At 72.0% G+C, this 14,935-nt stretch carries 16 protein-coding genes and 1 tRNA gene; 10 read left to right on the plus strand and 7 right to left on the minus strand.

Annotation, left to right across the window (positions count from 1 at the left end):
* Positions 1–64 precede the first annotated feature (64 nt).
* Both OHA21_RS14550 and OHA21_RS14555 read right to left on the minus strand, forming a co-directional pair.
* Positions 65–2,203 carry a hypothetical protein gene (locus tag OHA21_RS14550; RefSeq protein ID WP_328474204.1) on the minus strand — a complete coding sequence of 713 codons (2,139 nt, stop codon included), beginning with the start codon at positions 2,201–2,203 and terminating at the stop codon, positions 65–67.
* A 43-nt stretch (positions 2,204–2,246) separates the two neighbouring features.
* Positions 2,247–2,375, minus strand: a tRNA-OTHER gene (locus tag OHA21_RS14555).
* Between the two features lie 136 nt (positions 2,376–2,511).
* Between OHA21_RS14555 and OHA21_RS14560 the strand changes: the two genes are divergently transcribed.
* Together OHA21_RS14560 and OHA21_RS14565 are read left to right on the plus strand one after the other, a co-directional pair.
* Entirely contained in the window at positions 2,512–2,919 is a 408-nt protein-coding gene (locus OHA21_RS14560) for a YciI family protein (RefSeq protein ID WP_328474206.1), read from the plus strand.
* A complete protein-coding gene (locus OHA21_RS14565) occupies positions 2,916–4,061 on the plus strand; it encodes an RNA polymerase sigma factor (protein WP_328474208.1) in 1,146 nt (381 codons plus the stop codon). Before OHA21_RS14560 ends, OHA21_RS14565 begins: the two co-directional genes overlap by 4 nt.
* Here OHA21_RS14565 and OHA21_RS14570 read toward each other — a convergent pair.
* Positions 4,039–5,031 (minus strand): ATP-dependent DNA ligase, encoded by a 993-nt coding sequence (locus OHA21_RS14570; protein ID WP_328474210.1) that lies wholly within the window; start codon positions 5,029–5,031, stop codon positions 4,039–4,041. The genes OHA21_RS14565 and OHA21_RS14570 overlap by 23 nt on opposite strands.
* Before the next feature lie 124 nt (positions 5,032–5,155).
* On the opposite strand from OHA21_RS14570, the gene OHA21_RS14575 reads away from it, so the two are divergent.
* The 5 genes from OHA21_RS14575 to OHA21_RS14595 are packed head-to-tail and all read left to right on the plus strand — an operon-like array spanning position 5,156 to position 7,775.
* Positions 5,156–5,542, plus strand: a complete 387-nt coding sequence (locus OHA21_RS14575; protein ID WP_328474212.1) for a DUF2089 domain-containing protein — start codon at positions 5,156–5,158, stop codon at positions 5,540–5,542.
* Positions 5,539–5,799: a hypothetical protein gene (locus OHA21_RS14580; protein WP_328474214.1), complete on the plus strand. Its 261-nt coding sequence runs from the start codon at positions 5,539–5,541 to the stop codon at positions 5,797–5,799. Before OHA21_RS14575 ends, OHA21_RS14580 begins: the two co-directional genes overlap by 4 nt.
* A gap of 20 nt (positions 5,800–5,819) precedes the next feature.
* On the plus strand, positions 5,820–6,251 hold the full coding sequence (locus tag OHA21_RS14585) for an SHOCT-like domain-containing protein (protein ID WP_328474215.1): 432 nt from the start codon (positions 5,820–5,822) through the stop codon (positions 6,249–6,251).
* Positions 6,252–6,261: 10 nt separating this feature from the next.
* Positions 6,262–7,014, plus strand: coding sequence for an ABC transporter ATP-binding protein (locus OHA21_RS14590; protein WP_328474217.1), 753 nt, complete (start codon positions 6,262–6,264; stop codon positions 7,012–7,014).
* The gene (locus tag OHA21_RS14595) at positions 7,014–7,775 is read left to right on the plus strand and encodes an ABC transporter permease (RefSeq protein WP_328474219.1); all 762 of its coding nucleotides are present in this window, start codon (positions 7,014–7,016) and stop codon (positions 7,773–7,775) included. The genes OHA21_RS14590 and OHA21_RS14595 overlap by 1 nt, the downstream gene beginning before the upstream one ends.
* Here the strand turns inward: OHA21_RS14595 and OHA21_RS14600 are convergent, their stop codons facing one another.
* Positions 7,776–8,762 (minus strand): aldo/keto reductase, encoded by a 987-nt coding sequence (locus OHA21_RS14600; protein ID WP_328474221.1) that lies wholly within the window; start codon positions 8,760–8,762, stop codon positions 7,776–7,778.
* Positions 8,763–8,864: 102 nt separating this feature from the next.
* Here OHA21_RS14600 and OHA21_RS14605 point away from each other — a divergent pair, with 102 nt between their 5' ends.
* Positions 8,865–9,734, plus strand: coding sequence for a helix-turn-helix transcriptional regulator (locus tag OHA21_RS14605; protein WP_328474223.1), 870 nt, complete (start codon positions 8,865–8,867; stop codon positions 9,732–9,734).
* A 36-nt stretch (positions 9,735–9,770) separates the two neighbouring features.
* A complete protein-coding gene (locus OHA21_RS14610; RefSeq protein WP_328474225.1) occupies positions 9,771–11,408 on the plus strand; it encodes an alpha/beta hydrolase in 1,638 nt (545 codons plus the stop codon).
* Here the strand turns inward: OHA21_RS14610 and OHA21_RS14615 are convergent.
* From OHA21_RS14615 to OHA21_RS14625, 3 genes are read right to left on the minus strand one after another with little or no spacing between them, the layout of a single operon-like run.
* Positions 11,391–11,774 (minus strand): ATP-binding protein, encoded by a 384-nt coding sequence (locus OHA21_RS14615; RefSeq protein WP_328474227.1) that lies wholly within the window; start codon positions 11,772–11,774, stop codon positions 11,391–11,393. The genes OHA21_RS14610 and OHA21_RS14615 overlap by 18 nt on opposite strands.
* Positions 11,771–13,633, minus strand: coding sequence for a PP2C family protein-serine/threonine phosphatase (locus OHA21_RS14620; protein ID WP_328474229.1), 1,863 nt, complete (start codon positions 13,631–13,633; stop codon positions 11,771–11,773). Before OHA21_RS14620 ends, OHA21_RS14615 begins: the two co-directional genes overlap by 4 nt.
* A gap of 15 nt (positions 13,634–13,648) precedes the next feature.
* Positions 13,649–14,023 (minus strand): STAS domain-containing protein, encoded by a 375-nt coding sequence (locus OHA21_RS14625; protein ID WP_328474231.1) that lies wholly within the window; start codon positions 14,021–14,023, stop codon positions 13,649–13,651.
* Positions 14,024–14,160: 137 nt separating this feature from the next.
* Here OHA21_RS14625 and OHA21_RS14630 point away from each other — a divergent pair, with 137 nt between their 5' ends.
* Positions 14,161–14,934, plus strand: a complete 774-nt coding sequence (locus OHA21_RS14630; protein ID WP_328474233.1) for a SigB/SigF/SigG family RNA polymerase sigma factor — start codon at positions 14,161–14,163, stop codon at positions 14,932–14,934.
* Position 14,935: the final 1 nt, after the last annotated feature.

The following is a 14,935-nucleotide window of genomic DNA, read 5'->3' on the forward strand; positions in this document are numbered from 1 at the left end:
GCGCGGAGGTTCCCGAATCGAACGGAAGAGAAGGAAGCGTTCACATGGCCTCGGCTCGTGCCGGTTATGCGGGGATCAGCTCGTTGAGCCGGTCCAGGGTGTACGCCTCCGATCCCTCCGGCAGGTCCTCCGGCGCCTCGATGCCGATGTAGGTGACCGGCTCGTCTGGCAGCGACGCACCGTCCCAGGTGGTCACGTCAGCCCGGCTGCGCCACCGGTCGACCAGGTAGGACACGGTCAGGTAGTCCCGCTCCATCAGCGCACGTACCCGGTCGGCGGTGGTGAACGTGTTCTCCTCCACCCGGTTGAACGACGGCTGGCCACGCAGGTACAGGTGCAGCCACACCGCCTGCCAGCCGTCCCCGCTCCGCGCGAACACCATCGGCAGCGCGATCCGGCCCTGCCCGCGCAGCTGCGAACGGGCCCGGACGGTCCGGGCGTCGAACGGGGCGCCGCGCTGCTCACGCGTACGCGTCTGGTACCCGAACATCGACTCGGCGACCTCGTCGAACGACTCCCCCGCGTAGATGTAGACCTGCGGCACGACAAAGCTGCCACGGACACTCAGCGGCACGTCGATGAACTCGGTGGCACCGTCGGCAGCTTCCGTGATGTCACCGGAGTGCACGACCCCGCCGTGGTGATAGTTGGTCCAGGACACCTGCCCCGCCGTGTGATAGTCGTCGTCGAGCAGCAGCACCGACAGGTCGTAGTCGGTGCGCCGGCTGCTCTGCCGCCAGTAGGTGAAGAAGCGCAGCAACTCACCGGACACCGTCGCCCGCGAGCCGCGCGGCAGCACCGCGAACCCGCCCTCCGCCGCCTTGCCGGACAGCGGCAGCGCGACGTCGAGCACGGCCGGGTCGACCACCAGCGGCCGCTCGGGCTCCGGCAGCCGGGCGCTGATCTCGGCGTCCAGCCGCGCCGACAGCTCGGTCACCAGCTCAGCAGGCAGCGGCGCCCGCCGGTCCGGCCCGACCCACGCGTTGCGGGAGCGGCTCGCGTACATCCGGGCGGACGCCGGGGTCAGCCGGTTGCCGACGTGCTCCCGCAGCGAGCACAGCACCCGGCCGGACGCCGAGCCGAGCGCACCGGTGACCGCGTCGACCACTGTGGCCCGCTCGGACGCCGGCGCCAGCCGCAGCAGCCGGTCCGCCGAACGCAGCAGCAGGCCCGGCGCGGCCGTCAGCACCGACGCGGCCGGGCCGATCGCCCCGTCACGGATCGCGGCCTCCGCACGGCCGGCCAGGCTGCGCGCCTTCCGCTCGCCACGGGCCACAGCGAAGACCTGCTGGGCGTACGGCCACTGCTCGTACTCGTGCGGGTGGAGCCGCTCGCCGAGCCGCTTCCACCGCTCCGCGTACCGGCCGACGTCACCGAGCTTGGCCGGGCTCGCACCGACGACCTCGTTCAGCGCGGCCAGCAGGATCCGCCGTTCCGGGCGCCGGAACGCACGGAACCGGGTGGCCGCCATCAGCGAGACGTCCCCGCCGGAGACCTGGCAGGCCAGGCGCAGCACGTCGGTCGTGGTGTCCACGGCGACCAGCGGACGGCCGAGGACCAGGCGGATCCCATTGAGCACGGCGCGGTTCTCGCGTACCGGAATGTCGTCCGGCTGCGGACCGTCCGCACAGGCGAGCGCGAGCCGACTGAGAAGCTCGAGGCCGGCTTCGCCGTGCGGCGTCGTGCTGCCGGCCAGCGCCAGGTAGAGCCGCTCGGCCTCCACCTCGGCGGTGTCACCGAGGTGCAGCAGCGTGATCCGGTCACCGGCTCCGGCGATCAGCTCGTCGTGCGCGGCGAGCAGCTCCGCGTACGTGTGCTGGTAGGTGCCGTAGCCCGGCAGCTCCAGCAGGTTCACCCCGCCGGAGAAGACCGCGTCGCCGCCGCCGGTGAGCACGGCCGCTCCCAGCCGCTCCACCCAGAACTCGACGGTGTCCGGCACGTCGTGCGGGAAGCCGATGAAGTACGCGTTGTGCCGCACGTGGTCGCCGACCAGCTCGCGGACCGCGGACACCACCGTGGCGGCGAGATCCATCGCGGGCTCCGGGGCCAGGGCGCCGATGTGCTCCAGCAGCGCCCGCGACGCCGAGAACCCGGCGTCGAGCAGCACCGCATCCAGCTGCCGGGCGACCGGCGTGCCGTCGCCGGCGGCGCCGGTGCTCGCCGGCACCCGCAACGTCTTCTGAATGATCAGCTTCTCGAGCACGAGGCCCTCCGTTCCGCCGGGTCGATCCGGCAGCCGTGCAGAGTGGGCCGCCGGGGACTCGAACCCCGAACCCTTCGATCCAGCGAAGGAGAAGGAAGCGCCTCCATGCCCGCACCGGCGGGGAGCGGACGCGCTACTCAGTCGAATGCTCTACCAGTTGAGCTAGCGACCCGTGGAAGATCATGGCAGCACCGCGCCGGCCCGGCCATCGAGTTTTCGCCTCGTCAGGGATGTCGAGAAGCCGGGCGCGGCTCCGTCCCCGGTGCGAACTCGGCCACAATGGGCCGGATCGCATGAGGGAGAAATCGATGGCCAAGTACCTGCTGCTCAAGCACTACCGTGGCGCGCCGGCGGCGGTCAACGACGTGCCGATGGACCAGTGGACGCCGGAGGAGGTCACCGCGCACATCCAGTACATGCGGGACTTCGCCAGCCGGCTGGAGGGGACCGGCGAGTTCGTCGCCGAGCAGGCGCTCTCGTCCGAGGGCGCGTGGGTGCGCTACGACGGGGAGGGCCGGCCGCCGGTCACCGACGGCCCGTTCGCGGAGACGAAGGATCTGATCGCCGGCTGGATGCTGATCGACGTGGAGACCTACGACCGCGCGCTGGAACTGGCCGCCGAGCTGTCCGCGGCGCCGGGCGCGGGTGGCCGGCCGATCCACGAGTGGCTCGAGGTGCGCCCGGCGTACGGCGTGCAGGCCACGGCCACCGAGTGAACGAGTCGCTGCTCCGGGAGCTGGTGCCCGCGGTGATCGGCGTCCTCGTCCGTCGCGGAGCGGACTTCGCGGCGGCCGAGGACGCCGTGCAGGACGCCCTGGTCGAGGCCGTCCGCGCCTGGCCGGGCGAGCCGCCACGCGACCCCAAGGGCTGGCTGGTCACGGTGGCGTGGCGCAAGTTCCTCGACGCCGTACGCGCGGACGGCTCCCGGCGGCGGCGCGAGGACCTGGTCGAGGCGGAGCCCGCGCCCGCCCCGGGTGAGGCGGTGGACGACACGCTGCAGCTGTACTTCCTGTGCGCCCACCCGTCCCTGACCCCGGCCTCGGCGGTGGCGCTCACGCTGCGTGCGGTCGGTGGTCTGACCACGCGGCAGATCGCGCAGGCGTACCTGGTGCCGGAGGCGACCATGGCCCAGCGGATCAGCCGGGCCAAGCGGACGGTCTCCGGTGTCCGGTTCGACCAGTCCGGTGACGTCGCCACCGTCGTACGCGTGCTCTATCTGGTTTTCAACGAGGGCTACTCCGGCGACGTCGACCTGTCCGCGGAGGCCATCCGGCTCACCCGGCAACTGGCGGCCATGACCGACCACGAGGAGGTCGCGGGCCTGCTGGCGCTGATGCTGCTGCACCACGCCCGGCGCCCGGCCCGGACCGGCCCGGACGGCAGGCTCGTGCCGCTGGCCGAGCAGGACCGCAGCCTCTGGGACACCAGGATGATCGCCGAGGGGGTCGACGTGCTGCAGGCCGCGCTCGCCCGCGACCGGCTCGGCGAGTTCCAGGCGCAGGCCGCTGTCGCGGCGCTGCACGCCGACGCCCAGCGGGCCGAGGAGACCGACTGGGTGCAGATCGTGGAGTGGTACGACGAACTGGTGCGCATCACCGACAGTCCGGTGGCGCGTCTCAACCGGGCGGTCGCGGTGGGCGAGGCCGACGGGCCGCGGGCCGGGCTGGCTGCCCTCGCGGGGCTCGATCCGGCCCTGCCCCGGTACGCGGCGGTCGCGGCGTACCTGCACGAACGCGACGGCGACCTGGTGACGGCGGCCCGGCTGTACGCGCAGGCCGCCCGGTCGGCGCCGAACATCCCGGAACGCGACCACCTGATCCGCCAGGCCGCCCGGCTCAACGCCGAGCTGCGCGGCTGACAGGTTCGACCTGCGATGGCTGCAGTTCCGGCCGTAATCGCATGAATCGGACGGGGTGCCGCCAGCGTCCGTGCTCGTAGGCCTCGTCGACGCTCACCTCGGCGACGTGCGACGCCTGCACCGGCAGGTAGTCGAGCGGGCCGGCCCGGCCGAAGCGCCCCGACCAGGCGGCCGGCAGCGGGCACGGCCAGGGATGGTCGGGTCCCGCCGGTGTGAGCAGGCCGGCCAGGTCAGCGCGTTGCCCGGCGGTGAGCGGCACGGTGTGCCCGACATAGTGCAGGCGCCCGTCCGGGGCGCGCCGGCCGAGCAGCAGCGCGGTCGGCTCCCGCAGCGTGCCCTGCACTCCCCCGATGATCGCCTCGGTGGTGTTGCGGTGCCGCCACTTCCACCAGCCCCGCCCCTTGGCCCGGTAACGGCTGGAAAGGTCCTTGATCACGAGCCCTTCGGCGCCGGTGGCGGTGTAGTCGCCGAACCATCGCCGGGCCTCGCCGGGGTCGCGGGTGGCCGGGCAGACGGTCAGGCCCGGTACGCCGGTGAGCAGCTCTTCCAGGAGCATCCGCCGCTCCAGCAGCGGGCGGTCGAGCAGTTCGTGCCCGTCGAACTGGAGCAGGTCGAACACCACGTACGAGGCGGGGCGCGCGGCGACCTCGGCGGCCAGCCGGCGGCCGGCGGTGACGCGCGCCTGCAGTGCCGGGAACGAGGTCCGGCCGGCTGAGGGGTCGAAGACCACGAGTTCGCCGTCGAGGACGGTGTCCGGCAGCAGCGCGGCGTCGAGGTGGGCGCCGACGTCCGGGAAGTAGCGGGTCAGGGGCTTGAGGTTCCGCGACTGCAGGTGGATCCGCTCACCGGTGAAGGCGAGGCACCGCCATCCGTCGAACTTGATCTCGTACTGCGGGGTGCCGTGGGTGCGCGGTTCCAGTAGGTCGCTCACCGGCACGGCCCGCATCGGTTCCACCGGCGGCTTGATCATCCCCACGCTAGCGCCGCCTACGAGATCTTCATGGCCGAATCAAGAAAATCAACGCTCGCATGTTGCTTGCTTAAGAAAATCAAAGTACAACTTAATTTGTACGAGCTGAGCGAAGGAGCCGAGCGTGGACTGGCAAGACCTGACCGACCTCACCCAAGGGCAGCCGTTCACCGTCGAGCGCGTCCGGCTCACCGGCAACGGTGTGGCGATCGAAGGCCAGTTCGAGCCGCCGCAGCTGGCCCAGCTCAACGCCGACGACCAGGTCTTCGTGGCCGCCTTCGTGCGGGCGCACGGCTCGATCAAGGAGATGGAGCGGATCTTCGGGGTGAGCTACCCGACGATCAAGTCCCGGCTGAACCGGATCGCCGGCAACCTCGCCTTCGCCGAGCATCTCGACTTCGCCGAGCCCGAGTCCGGGCCGGCGGCCGCCGGGGCCGACGTCGTCGATCGCCTGCAGCGCGGCGAGCTCACCGTCCAGCAGGCGCTGGACGAGCTGAAGAGGTCCAGGTGATACCGCAGCTGGTGACCGCCCGCTACCGCCGGACCGACGGGACCTGGCTGCGGCTGTACGTGCCGGTCGTACCGGTCGCCCTGCTGCTGTCGCCGCTGCTGCTGCTCGCCGTGCTGGGCGGCATCGTCGCCTGCGTCATCTTCAAGATCAGCGCGGTCGGCGCCCTGCTCGGCCTCGGGCGGCTGCTGTGGGCGCTGCCCGGCACCCGGATCGACATCGACGACGGCCAATTCGCCATGCAGATCAGCATCCGATGAGCCAAGGAAGAGAGCAGATCATGAACGAACAGCGCCGCCAGATCCTCGAGATGCTGGCCGACGGCAAGATCACCGCGGACGAGGCCGAGCGGCTCATCGACGCCCTGGGACAGGAAGTGCCCGAGCCACCGCCGGCGGTCGCGGCCCGCCCCAAAGGCCGGCCCAAACACCTGCGCGTACTGGTGAACACGGAGGACGACGGCCTCGGCACCGGACCTACCCGGATCAACATCCGGGTCCCGTTGCGGCTGCTGAGCGCGGGGGTCCGACTGACCAGCCTCATCCCGCCGGTGGCGGTCACCAAGGTCAACGAGCAGCTGGCCAGGTCCGGCGTCCCGTTCGACCTCGGCCAGCTCAAGCCGGAGCAGCTCGAGGACCTCGTCGACTCGCTCGACGACATCTCCGTGGACCTCGACGAGCCCGGGACCAAGGTCCAGGTGTTCTGTGAGTAGGGAGCGAGCAGTGATACAGGTTTCCGGACTGCACAAGTCGTACGGCAAGGTGCAGGTGCTCAAGGGCGTCGACCTCGACGTGGCCCGGGGCAGCATCTTCGCGCTGCTCGGTTCCAACGGCGCCGGCAAGACCACGCTCATCCGGATCCTGGCCACCCTGCTCAAGCCGGACGCGGGCACGGCCGAGGTCAATGGGTTCGACGTCATCACCCAGCCGAAGCAGGTCCGCGAGTCGATCAGTCTGACCGGGCAGTTCGCGGCGGTCGACGAGATCCTCACCGGCCGCGAGAACCTCATCATGATCGCGAAGTTGCGGCAGGTCAAAGACTCCGGCGACATCGCCGACGACCTCCTGCAGCGGTTCAGTCTCACCGACGCCGGTGGCCGGCCGGTCGGCACCTACTCCGGTGGTATGCGCCGGCGCCTCGACATCGCGATGAGCCTGATCGGCGATCCGCCGGTGATCTTCCTCGACGAACCCACCACCGGCCTGGATCCCGAGGCCCGGATCGAGGTCTGGCAGGTCATCCAGAGCCTCGCCGACAACGGCACCACCGTCCTGCTCACCACGCAGTACCTGGAGGAGGCCGAGAAGCTCGCCGACCGGATCGCGATCCTGCACCAGGGCACCATCATCGTCTCCGGCACCCTCGCCGAACTGCGCGAACTCCTGCCGCCCGCCAAGGTCGAGTACGTGGAACGGCAACCCTCCTTGGAAGAGATCTTCCTGGCCACCGTCGGCGCCGATCAGAAGGGGCAGTGATGAGCACGCACGTACTCAGCAACACCGGCGTGATGCTGGGCCGGTCGATGAAGCACATCACCCGCAGCCTGGACACCATCATCACCGTCACGATCACGCCGATCGCGTTCATGCTGCTGTTCCGCTACGTCTTCGGCGGCGCCATCCAGACCGGCGCCGACAACTACGTCAACTACCTGATCCCCGGCATCCTGCTGATCGCCATCGCCAGCGGCATCTCCTACACCGGCTTCCGGCTGTTCAACGATCTGCAGGGCGGGATCTTCGAACGGTTCCACTCGATGCCGATCGCCCGCTCGTCGGTGCTCTGGGGGCACGTGCTGACCTCGCTGGTGTCCAACGCCCTGTCCGTGGTCGTGATCGTCCTGGTCGGGCTGGCCATCGGTTTCCGGTCCTCGGCGGGAGTGCTCGCCTGGCTCGCCGTGATCGGGATGCTGCTGCTGTTCACGCTCGCCCTGACCTGGGTCGCGGTGCTCGCCGGCCTGTCCGCGTCGAGTCCGGACGGCGCGGTCGCCTTCTCCTACCCGCTGATCTTCCTCCCGTTCATCAGCTCCGCGTTCGTCCCCACCGACACCATGCCGGCGCCGGTGGCGGCCTTCGCCGAGAACCAGCCGGTCACCTCGATCGTCAACTCGATGCGCGCCCTGTTCGATCAGCAACCCGTCGGCAACGACGTCTGGATCGCGATCGCCTGGTGTGTGGGCATCACCGTGGTCGCGTACGCGGCCGCGATGGCCGCCTACCGCCGCAAGATCGCCTGATCAGCGGTTGGTCATGCGCTCCAGGTGCTCGGGGTAACGGGCGCCCTGCACCTCGATCTTCGCGGCGGCCGCCTCGATCTCGGCGAGATCGGCCGCGGTGAGCTCGACGTCGGCGGCGCCGAGGTTCTCCTCGAGGCGGGACAGCCGGCGGGTGCCCGGGATCGGCACGATCCACGGCTGCTGGGCGAGCAGCCAGGCCAGCGCGATCTGGGCGACCGTGGCGTTCTTGCGGGCGGCGACGGTGGACAGCAGGTCCACCAGCGCCTGGTTGGCCTGGCGGGCGGCAGCGTCGAACCGCGGGATGGTGGCGCGGATGTCGCCGTCGGTGAAGGCGGTGCTCGCGTCGATCGCGCCGGTCAGGAACCCCTTGCCGAGCGGGCTGTACGGCACCAGGCCGATGCCGAGCTCCGCGCACATCGGGATGATCTCGGCTTCCGGGCGCCGCCACCACAGCGAGTACTCGTTCTGCAACGCAGTCACCGGCTGGACGGCGTGGGCGCGGCGCACGGTGCCGGCAGCGGCCTCGGACATGCCGAAGTGCTTCACCTTGCCGGCCTCGATCAGCTCCTTGACCGCGCCGGCGACGTCCTCGATCGGCACGTCCGGGTCGACGCGGTGCTGGTAGTACAGGTCGATGTGGCCGGTGCCCAGCCGCTTGAGGGAGGCGTCGGCGACCTGCCGGATGTGCTCGGGCCGGCTGTTCACGCCGTTCTGCCGGCCGTCGGCGGCGATGTCGAAGCCGAACTTCGTGGCGATCACCACCTGATCACGGACGGGACACAGCGCCTCGCCGACGAGTTCCTCGTTGACGAACGGCCCGTACACCTCGGCGGTGTCGATGAAGGTGACCCCGCGCTCGACCGCCGCCCGCAACAGCGCGATGTTGGCGTCCCGGTCCGGCCCGGGACCGTAGCTCTGGCTCATTCCCATGGCGCCGAAGCCGAGCGCGGAGACTTCGAGGCCCTGACCGAGAGTGCGTTTCTGCATGTCCCCAGCAAACACGGCGCCGGCCCGGTGTGGGAGTTCCTGACGACCCAGGTACTGGCAGTACCTCCCAGCCGGCGCGCGCCGGGGCCTACCGTCGTGGGCATGGACCACCGCAGCGAGACCCGTGACTTCCTCACCACCCGGCGGGCGCGGCTGACCCCGCAGCAGGCCGGGCTGCCGGTGTACGGCGGCAACCGGCGCGTCGCCGGGCTGCGCCGCGAGGAGGTCGCCCTGCTCGCCGGGGTCAGCGTCGACTACTACACCCGCCTGGAGCGCGGGAACCTGGCCGGGGTCAGCGAGGGGGTGCTGGAGGCGCTGGTCCGGGCGCTGCAGCTCGACGACGCGGAACGCATCCACCTGTTCGACCTGGCCCGCACCGCGAACGCCGGCCCGGCCACCCGGCGGCGCACCGCCGGGCAGCGGCGGATCCGGCCGGCGGTGCAGCGCATCCTGGACAGCATGGTCGGCGCGCCGGCCTGGGTACGCAACGGCCGGCTCGATTTCCTGGCCGCCAACACCCTGGGCCGGGCCCTGTACGCGCCGATGCTCAGCAGCGTGGCCCGGCCGGCGAACAGCGCCCGGTTCACGTTCCTCGATCCGGGGTCGCGGGACTTCTACGTCGACTGGGACCGGACCGCCGGTGACATCGTGGCGATCCTGCGGGCCCAGGCCGGGCGTTACCCGTACGACCAGGAGCTCACCGCCCTGATCGGCGAACTGTCCACCCGCAGCGACGAGTTCCGGGTGCGGTGGGCCGCGCACGACGTCAAGTTCCACCGCACCGGCAACAAGCGGCTGCGCCACCCGGTCGTCGGCGACCTGGACCTGCAGTACGAGGCGATGGAGCTGATCGCCGACGACGGTCTGACGCTGCTGGCGTACACCGCCGAGCCCGGCTCGCCCACCGCCGACGCCCTGAGTCTGCTGGCGAGCTGGACCGCCCGGCAGCCGGAAATCAACCGGCAGGGATGAGCCGGGCCACGCCCGGCGGCGGCAGGATCGCCGGGTGTGAAGGTGGGGACCTGGTTGCGCCGTCGCCGGTACGGCTACACCGGCCTGGCCGGCGCCACGGTGATGTTCTGCCTGTCGTTGACGCCGTCCCTGCTGCCCCGCAGCTACCTGTTCCAGGGGCTGATCAGTGGACTGCTGGCCGCCATCGGGTACGGGCTGGGCGTCCTCGGCGTCTGGCTGGTGAAGCAGCTGTCCGGGCGTACCGCCGCTGTTGCCTCTCGTGCGGCCTGGCGCGTCCTGGCGGCGGTGAGCGCCGCCGCGATCGTGATCTTCCTGGTTCTCGGAGCCCGCTGGCAGGGCCAGATCCACCGGCTGATCGGCCTGGACCCGCCACCGGCGATCGGATATGCGCTGGTCCTGCCGATCGCGGTGCTCTCCGCGGCCGGCTGGGTCGGCCTGGTGCGGCTGCTGCGCCGCGCCGCGCACCGCCTCGCCGCGCTGCTCGGCCGATGGGTGCCGGCGGCGGCCGCCCGCGTGCTGGCGGGCGTGGCCGTGGTTGCGCTGCTGCTGGGCGTCCTCGACGGGATCGTGATCCGCTCGGCGTTCCAGGCCGCGGACGCCTCCTTCCGTACGCTCAACGGCGTGACCAGCCCCGACCTGGCCGCCACCGCCGACCGGCTGCGCTCCGGCGGCCCCGGATCGCTGGTCAGCTGGGAGTCGCTCGGCAATCAGGGCCGCCTCTTCATCGGCGGCGGCCCGGACGCCACCGAGCTGGAACGTTTCGGCGGCCCGGACCCGAAACAGCCGGTGCGGGTCTATGTCGGGCTGGACGCGGCCGCGTCGTCGCGGGAGCGCGCCGAACTGGCCGTCCAGGAGCTGCAGCGCACCGGCGCCTTCGAACGCGCGGTGCTCTGCGTGATCACCACGACCGGCACCGGCTGGGTCAACGAGCAGGCGGCCGACCCGCTCGAGTACCTGTACCACGGTGACAGCGCCCTGGTCGCCACGCAGTACTCGTACCTGCCGAGCCCGATCTCGTTCCTGGTCGACGCGGACCGGGCGCGCGACGCCGGGCGCGACCTGTTCGACGCGGTCTACGGGGTGTGGTCGCGGCTGCCCGAGGACGGGCGCCCGAAGCTGCTGGTGTTCGGCGAGAGCCTGGGGTCGTTCGGCGCGGAGTCCGCGTTCAGCGGGCCCGCCGACATCCGCAACCGCACCGACGGGATGCTGCTGATCGGCCCGCCGAACCACAACGACCTGTGGAACGGCTTCCTCGACCACCGGGACGAGGGCACGCCGGAGGTCCGGCCGGTCTACGAGCAGGGCGAGACCGTACGCTTCGCCGCCGACCCGGCCGAGCTGAGCGCCGCCGGCTACCTGTGGTCCGAGCCGCGCGTGGTGTACCTGCAGTACCCGTCCGACCCGATCACCTGGTGGTCGCCGCGGCTGATGGTCAGCCGGCCGGACTGGCTGGCCGAGCCGCGCGGCGCCGATGTGCTGCCGGCCGTGCGGTGGTACCCGTTCGTGACGTTCTGGCAGGTGTCGGCGGACATGGCGGTCTCCAACAACGTGCCGGCCGGGCACGGCCACAACTTCGGCGCCGCGCCGGCCGCCGCGTGGGCGCAGATCGCGCCGCCACCGGGCTGGACCGCCGAGCGCACCGCCGCGCTCACCCGGCTACTGGGTGGGGACTGACAGGGTGACGGTGGTGCCGGACGGGCGGGCGTCGATGCTGAACCGGTCGACGTTCTGCCGGGCCAGCCACAGGCCGCGGCCGCTGGTGTCCCGCTCGGGCGGGCGGCGCACCGGCCGGTACGGGTTCAGGCCGGCGCCGCGGTCGCTGATCCGGCAGTGCAGGCGGCCGTCGTCGCGCCACAGCCGCAGGGTGCCGCTGCCGCCGCCGTGCCGTACCGCGTTGGTGAGGATCTCGTTGACGGCGACGACGAACCGGTAGAGGGCGAGGTCGGCCACGCCGCTGGCCTGGGCGCGCTGCTCGACCTGATGGCGCACGTCGACCAGGGTGCTCAGGTCGAAGTCGCCGGCCAGCAGATTCTCGTTCACGACGGGCCTCCGGCCGGCAGCCGGCGGGCGGCGAGCACGCAGGTGTCGTCGTCCGGGTTGGCCCGGTGCAGGTCGGCGAGCATGCCCGGCAGGGACTGCTCGCCGGGGCACGCGGTGGCGCGGTTGAGCGCGGCCACGACCGGGACGAGGCCCTCGGCGAGACTGTGCGACCGGTGTTCGACGAGACCGTCGGTGTAGAGGACCAGCAGGTCGTCCTCGCCCAGCGCGGTGGTGGCGGTCGCATAGCCCGGATCCGGGACCGCGCCGAGCAGCGGCCCGTGCGGCCGGGTGAGCTCGGTGGTGACGCCGGCCCGGGCCAGCAGCGGCGCCGGGTGCCCGGCCTGCGCCCAGGTCAGCTCGTGGGTGGCCGGGTCGTAGCGGGCGACGACGGCGGTGGCGGTGTCACCGGTCGGTTCGGAGCTGTAGATGATCCGGTTGAGGTAGGCGAGCAGCACGGCCGGCTCGGAGGTGGTGGTGGCGGCCAGGGTGGCCAGGGCGTGCCGCAGCTGCGCCATCGTGGCCGCGGCCTGCACGCCGTGCCCGGCGACGTCCCCGACGGCGAGGATGATGCCGCCGTCACCGGCCGGCGCGGCGTGATACCAGTCGCCGCCGACCCGGCTGGCCTGCTCGGCCGGCAGGTAGCGGACCGCGGCGCGCAGGCCCGGCAGGTCGATCGGCGCCTGCGGGATGGGCAGCACGATCTGTTGCAGCTGAGCGGCGAGGCGGTGTTCGGCGGCGAGGACCTCCTGCTGCTGGTGCAACTGCCGTTCGACCTCGGCCAGTTTGCGCCGGCTGGCCTCGCGGGCGGTGATGTCCTGCACCAGGCCGTAGATCTTCACCGGGCGGCCCTCGGTGTCGCGGATCGCGTCGACCACCGCCCGCAGGTATTTGATCTGCTCGTTGACCCGGACCCGGGTGGTCACGTCGACGGTCTCACCCCGGCCGAACGCGGCGGCGGCCTCCAGGCGTAGCGGGTCGTCCTCGGGCAGGCCGAGCGCCTCGGACTCGGCGCGCGGCATCGGCCCGTCGGCCGGGTCGCGTTCGTAGATGCGGTACAGCCCCTCGGACCAGACGGTGGCGTCGGTGACCAGGTCCCATTCGCCCCAGCCCAGGTTGCCGAGGCGTTCGGTCTGCGCGATGCGCTCGGCCAGCCGGGTCTGCTCGTCCTGGCGGATCCAGCTGTTGAGCAGGCCCGGGCCGACCGGCTGCACCTGGACGGTCAGCAGGTGCTCGGAGGAGTGCGAGGCGTCGCGGTGCAGGTAGGGGAACGGGCCGACGGTGCGGGCCCGGCCGTCGGCGAGAGCGTCGGCCCAGGCGTGCCACACCGGACCGCCCACCACCGGCGGGTAGATGTCGCTGATCCGCCGCCCGATCAGGTGCGGGCCGATCCGCCCGGACAGGTCGACCACGTTCGGGCTGACCGCCGCCAGCTCGTAGTCGACGACATCGCCGGCGGCGTCGCGGACCGCCACGACCAGCATGTGTTTGCCGGGGACGCCGTCGAGCACCTGCTGCACGGCGGAGGTCCAGCCGTGCGTGCCCGGGTCGGTCAGCGGTGGACGGTCCGCCGGCGGCGCCTCCCGCAGCGCCGCGTCGGTGGCCTCCCGCAACCGGTGCGAGGAGGTCGGCCGGGTCGGCTCCAGCGCGGCGATCAGGTCGGCCGCGACCCTGGAGACCGGCGTCGCCTGCTGGGCGGCGAGCAGCCGCAGATGGCTGTGCGCCTCGTCGATGCGGCAGCCGATGTGCCCGGCCAGCAGCCCGGCGGCCCGCTCGCAGACCATGTCCGGCCGGGGCCGGGCCTGCTCGATCTTGGCGTCCAATTCGGCGAGGCGCTGCCGGTATCCCTGCTGGGCGTCCATCGTCTGCCGCGCCCGTCAGCCGGCCCGGCCCGGCGGGTCCGGCTCGGGCTCCGGCGTCGCCTCCGGCTCCGGTTGCGGCTCGGCGAGGCCGAACACGTCGAGCAGGCAGGCGCCGCGCAGCTGGTCGAAGACCTTGTCGGTGGGGTTGACCACGCGGAAGCCGGCGTCCGCGTCACCGGCGGCGCGCATGGCCCGGACCAGCACGCCGATGCCGGAGGAGTCCAGAAAGGTCACCGCGGCCAGGTCGACCCGGACGGCGGACGGCCGGCAGCGGTTGATCTCGTCGCGCACGGCGAGGTTGATCGGCGAGGCGTTGGTGAAGTCGATCTCGCCGGACAGCGCCACCGTCAGGACGCCGCCGGCGTCGGAATCCATCGCAACCGTGCCCACCCCGGGGACGCTACGCGCGTTCCGGGCCGGTGGGGATCCGCCGGGTGGCGTACCCCGGTCGATGGCAGTCGTCCGACGTTTAGCCGACCACCCGGTGGGGGAACACGGGCCTCACCCCCGTCGGCAGGAGAACCACCATGACCGTCGCCACCGAAGCCGCCACGACGACCGACCGCGCCAGCGAGCTGATCACCGCCCTGTCGGAACTCCCCGCCGGCCACCCGGCCCGGCCCGCCCTGCGCGACCAGACGATCGAGGCCTGGCTACCCCTGGCCCGGCACCTGGCGAACCGCTACTCGGGCCGCGGCGAACCCTACGACGATCTGCACCAGGTCGCCGTGATGGGCCTGATCAAGGCGGTCGACCGGTTCGACGCCGAGCGCGGCATCGAGTTCGCCGGCTTCGCGATCCCGACCATCATCGGCGAGCTCAAGCGGCACTTCCGGGACCGCACCTGGGCGATCCGGGTGCCGCGCCGCCTGCAGGAGCTGCGGCTGGCGATCGCCTCGGCGAACAGTGCCCTGAGCAGCACCCTGGGCCGCTCCCCCACGGTCGCCGACGTCGCCGCGCACCTCGGGATCACCGAGGAGGAGGTCCTCGAAGGTCTGGAGGGCGCCCGGGCGTACAACTCGACCAGCCTGTCGACCCCGGCGACCGCGGACAGCCCGACGACGCTCGCCGACACCCTGGGCGGCGAGGACGCCGGCTTCGAGCACGCCGAGCTGCGGCTCGCGCTCGGGCCCGCGCTGGCCAGCCTGGACGAGCGCGAGCAGAAGATCATCAGCCTGCGGTTCTACGGCAATCTGACCCAGTCCGAGATCGCCCAGCAGATCGGCATCTCGCAGATGCACGTCTCCCGGCTGCTGGCCAAGGCGCTGACCAAGCTGCGGACCCAGATCGACGTATCCTGAC

The organism is Actinoplanes sp. NBC_00393 (genome assembly GCF_036053395.1).
In the GTDB taxonomy this organism is placed as follows: domain Bacteria; phylum Actinomycetota; class Actinomycetes; order Mycobacteriales; family Micromonosporaceae; genus Actinoplanes.

Excerpts from the sequence above, each read along its gene's own strand:
- OHA21_RS14570 (WP_328474210.1), bottom strand. The coding sequence starts at position 5,031 with ATGATCAAGCCGCCGGTGGAACCGATGCGGGCCGTGCCGGTGAGCGAC.
- OHA21_RS14560 (WP_328474206.1), top strand. The coding sequence starts at position 2,512 with ATGGCCAAGTACCTGCTGCTCAAGCACTACCGTGGCGCGCCGGCGGCG.
- OHA21_RS14620 (WP_328474229.1), bottom strand. The coding sequence starts at position 13,633 with ATGGACGCCCAGCAGGGATACCGGCAGCGCCTCGCCGAATTGGACGCC.
- OHA21_RS14600 (WP_328474221.1), bottom strand. The coding sequence starts at position 8,762 with ATGCAGAAACGCACTCTCGGTCAGGGCCTCGAAGTCTCCGCGCTCGGC.
- OHA21_RS14605 (WP_328474223.1), top strand. The coding sequence starts at position 8,865 with ATGGACCACCGCAGCGAGACCCGTGACTTCCTCACCACCCGGCGGGCG.
- OHA21_RS14595 (WP_328474219.1), top strand. The coding sequence starts at position 7,014 with ATGAGCACGCACGTACTCAGCAACACCGGCGTGATGCTGGGCCGGTCG.
- OHA21_RS14630 (WP_328474233.1), top strand. The coding sequence starts at position 14,161 with ATGACCGTCGCCACCGAAGCCGCCACGACGACCGACCGCGCCAGCGAG.
- OHA21_RS14585 (WP_328474215.1), top strand. The coding sequence starts at position 5,820 with ATGAACGAACAGCGCCGCCAGATCCTCGAGATGCTGGCCGACGGCAAG.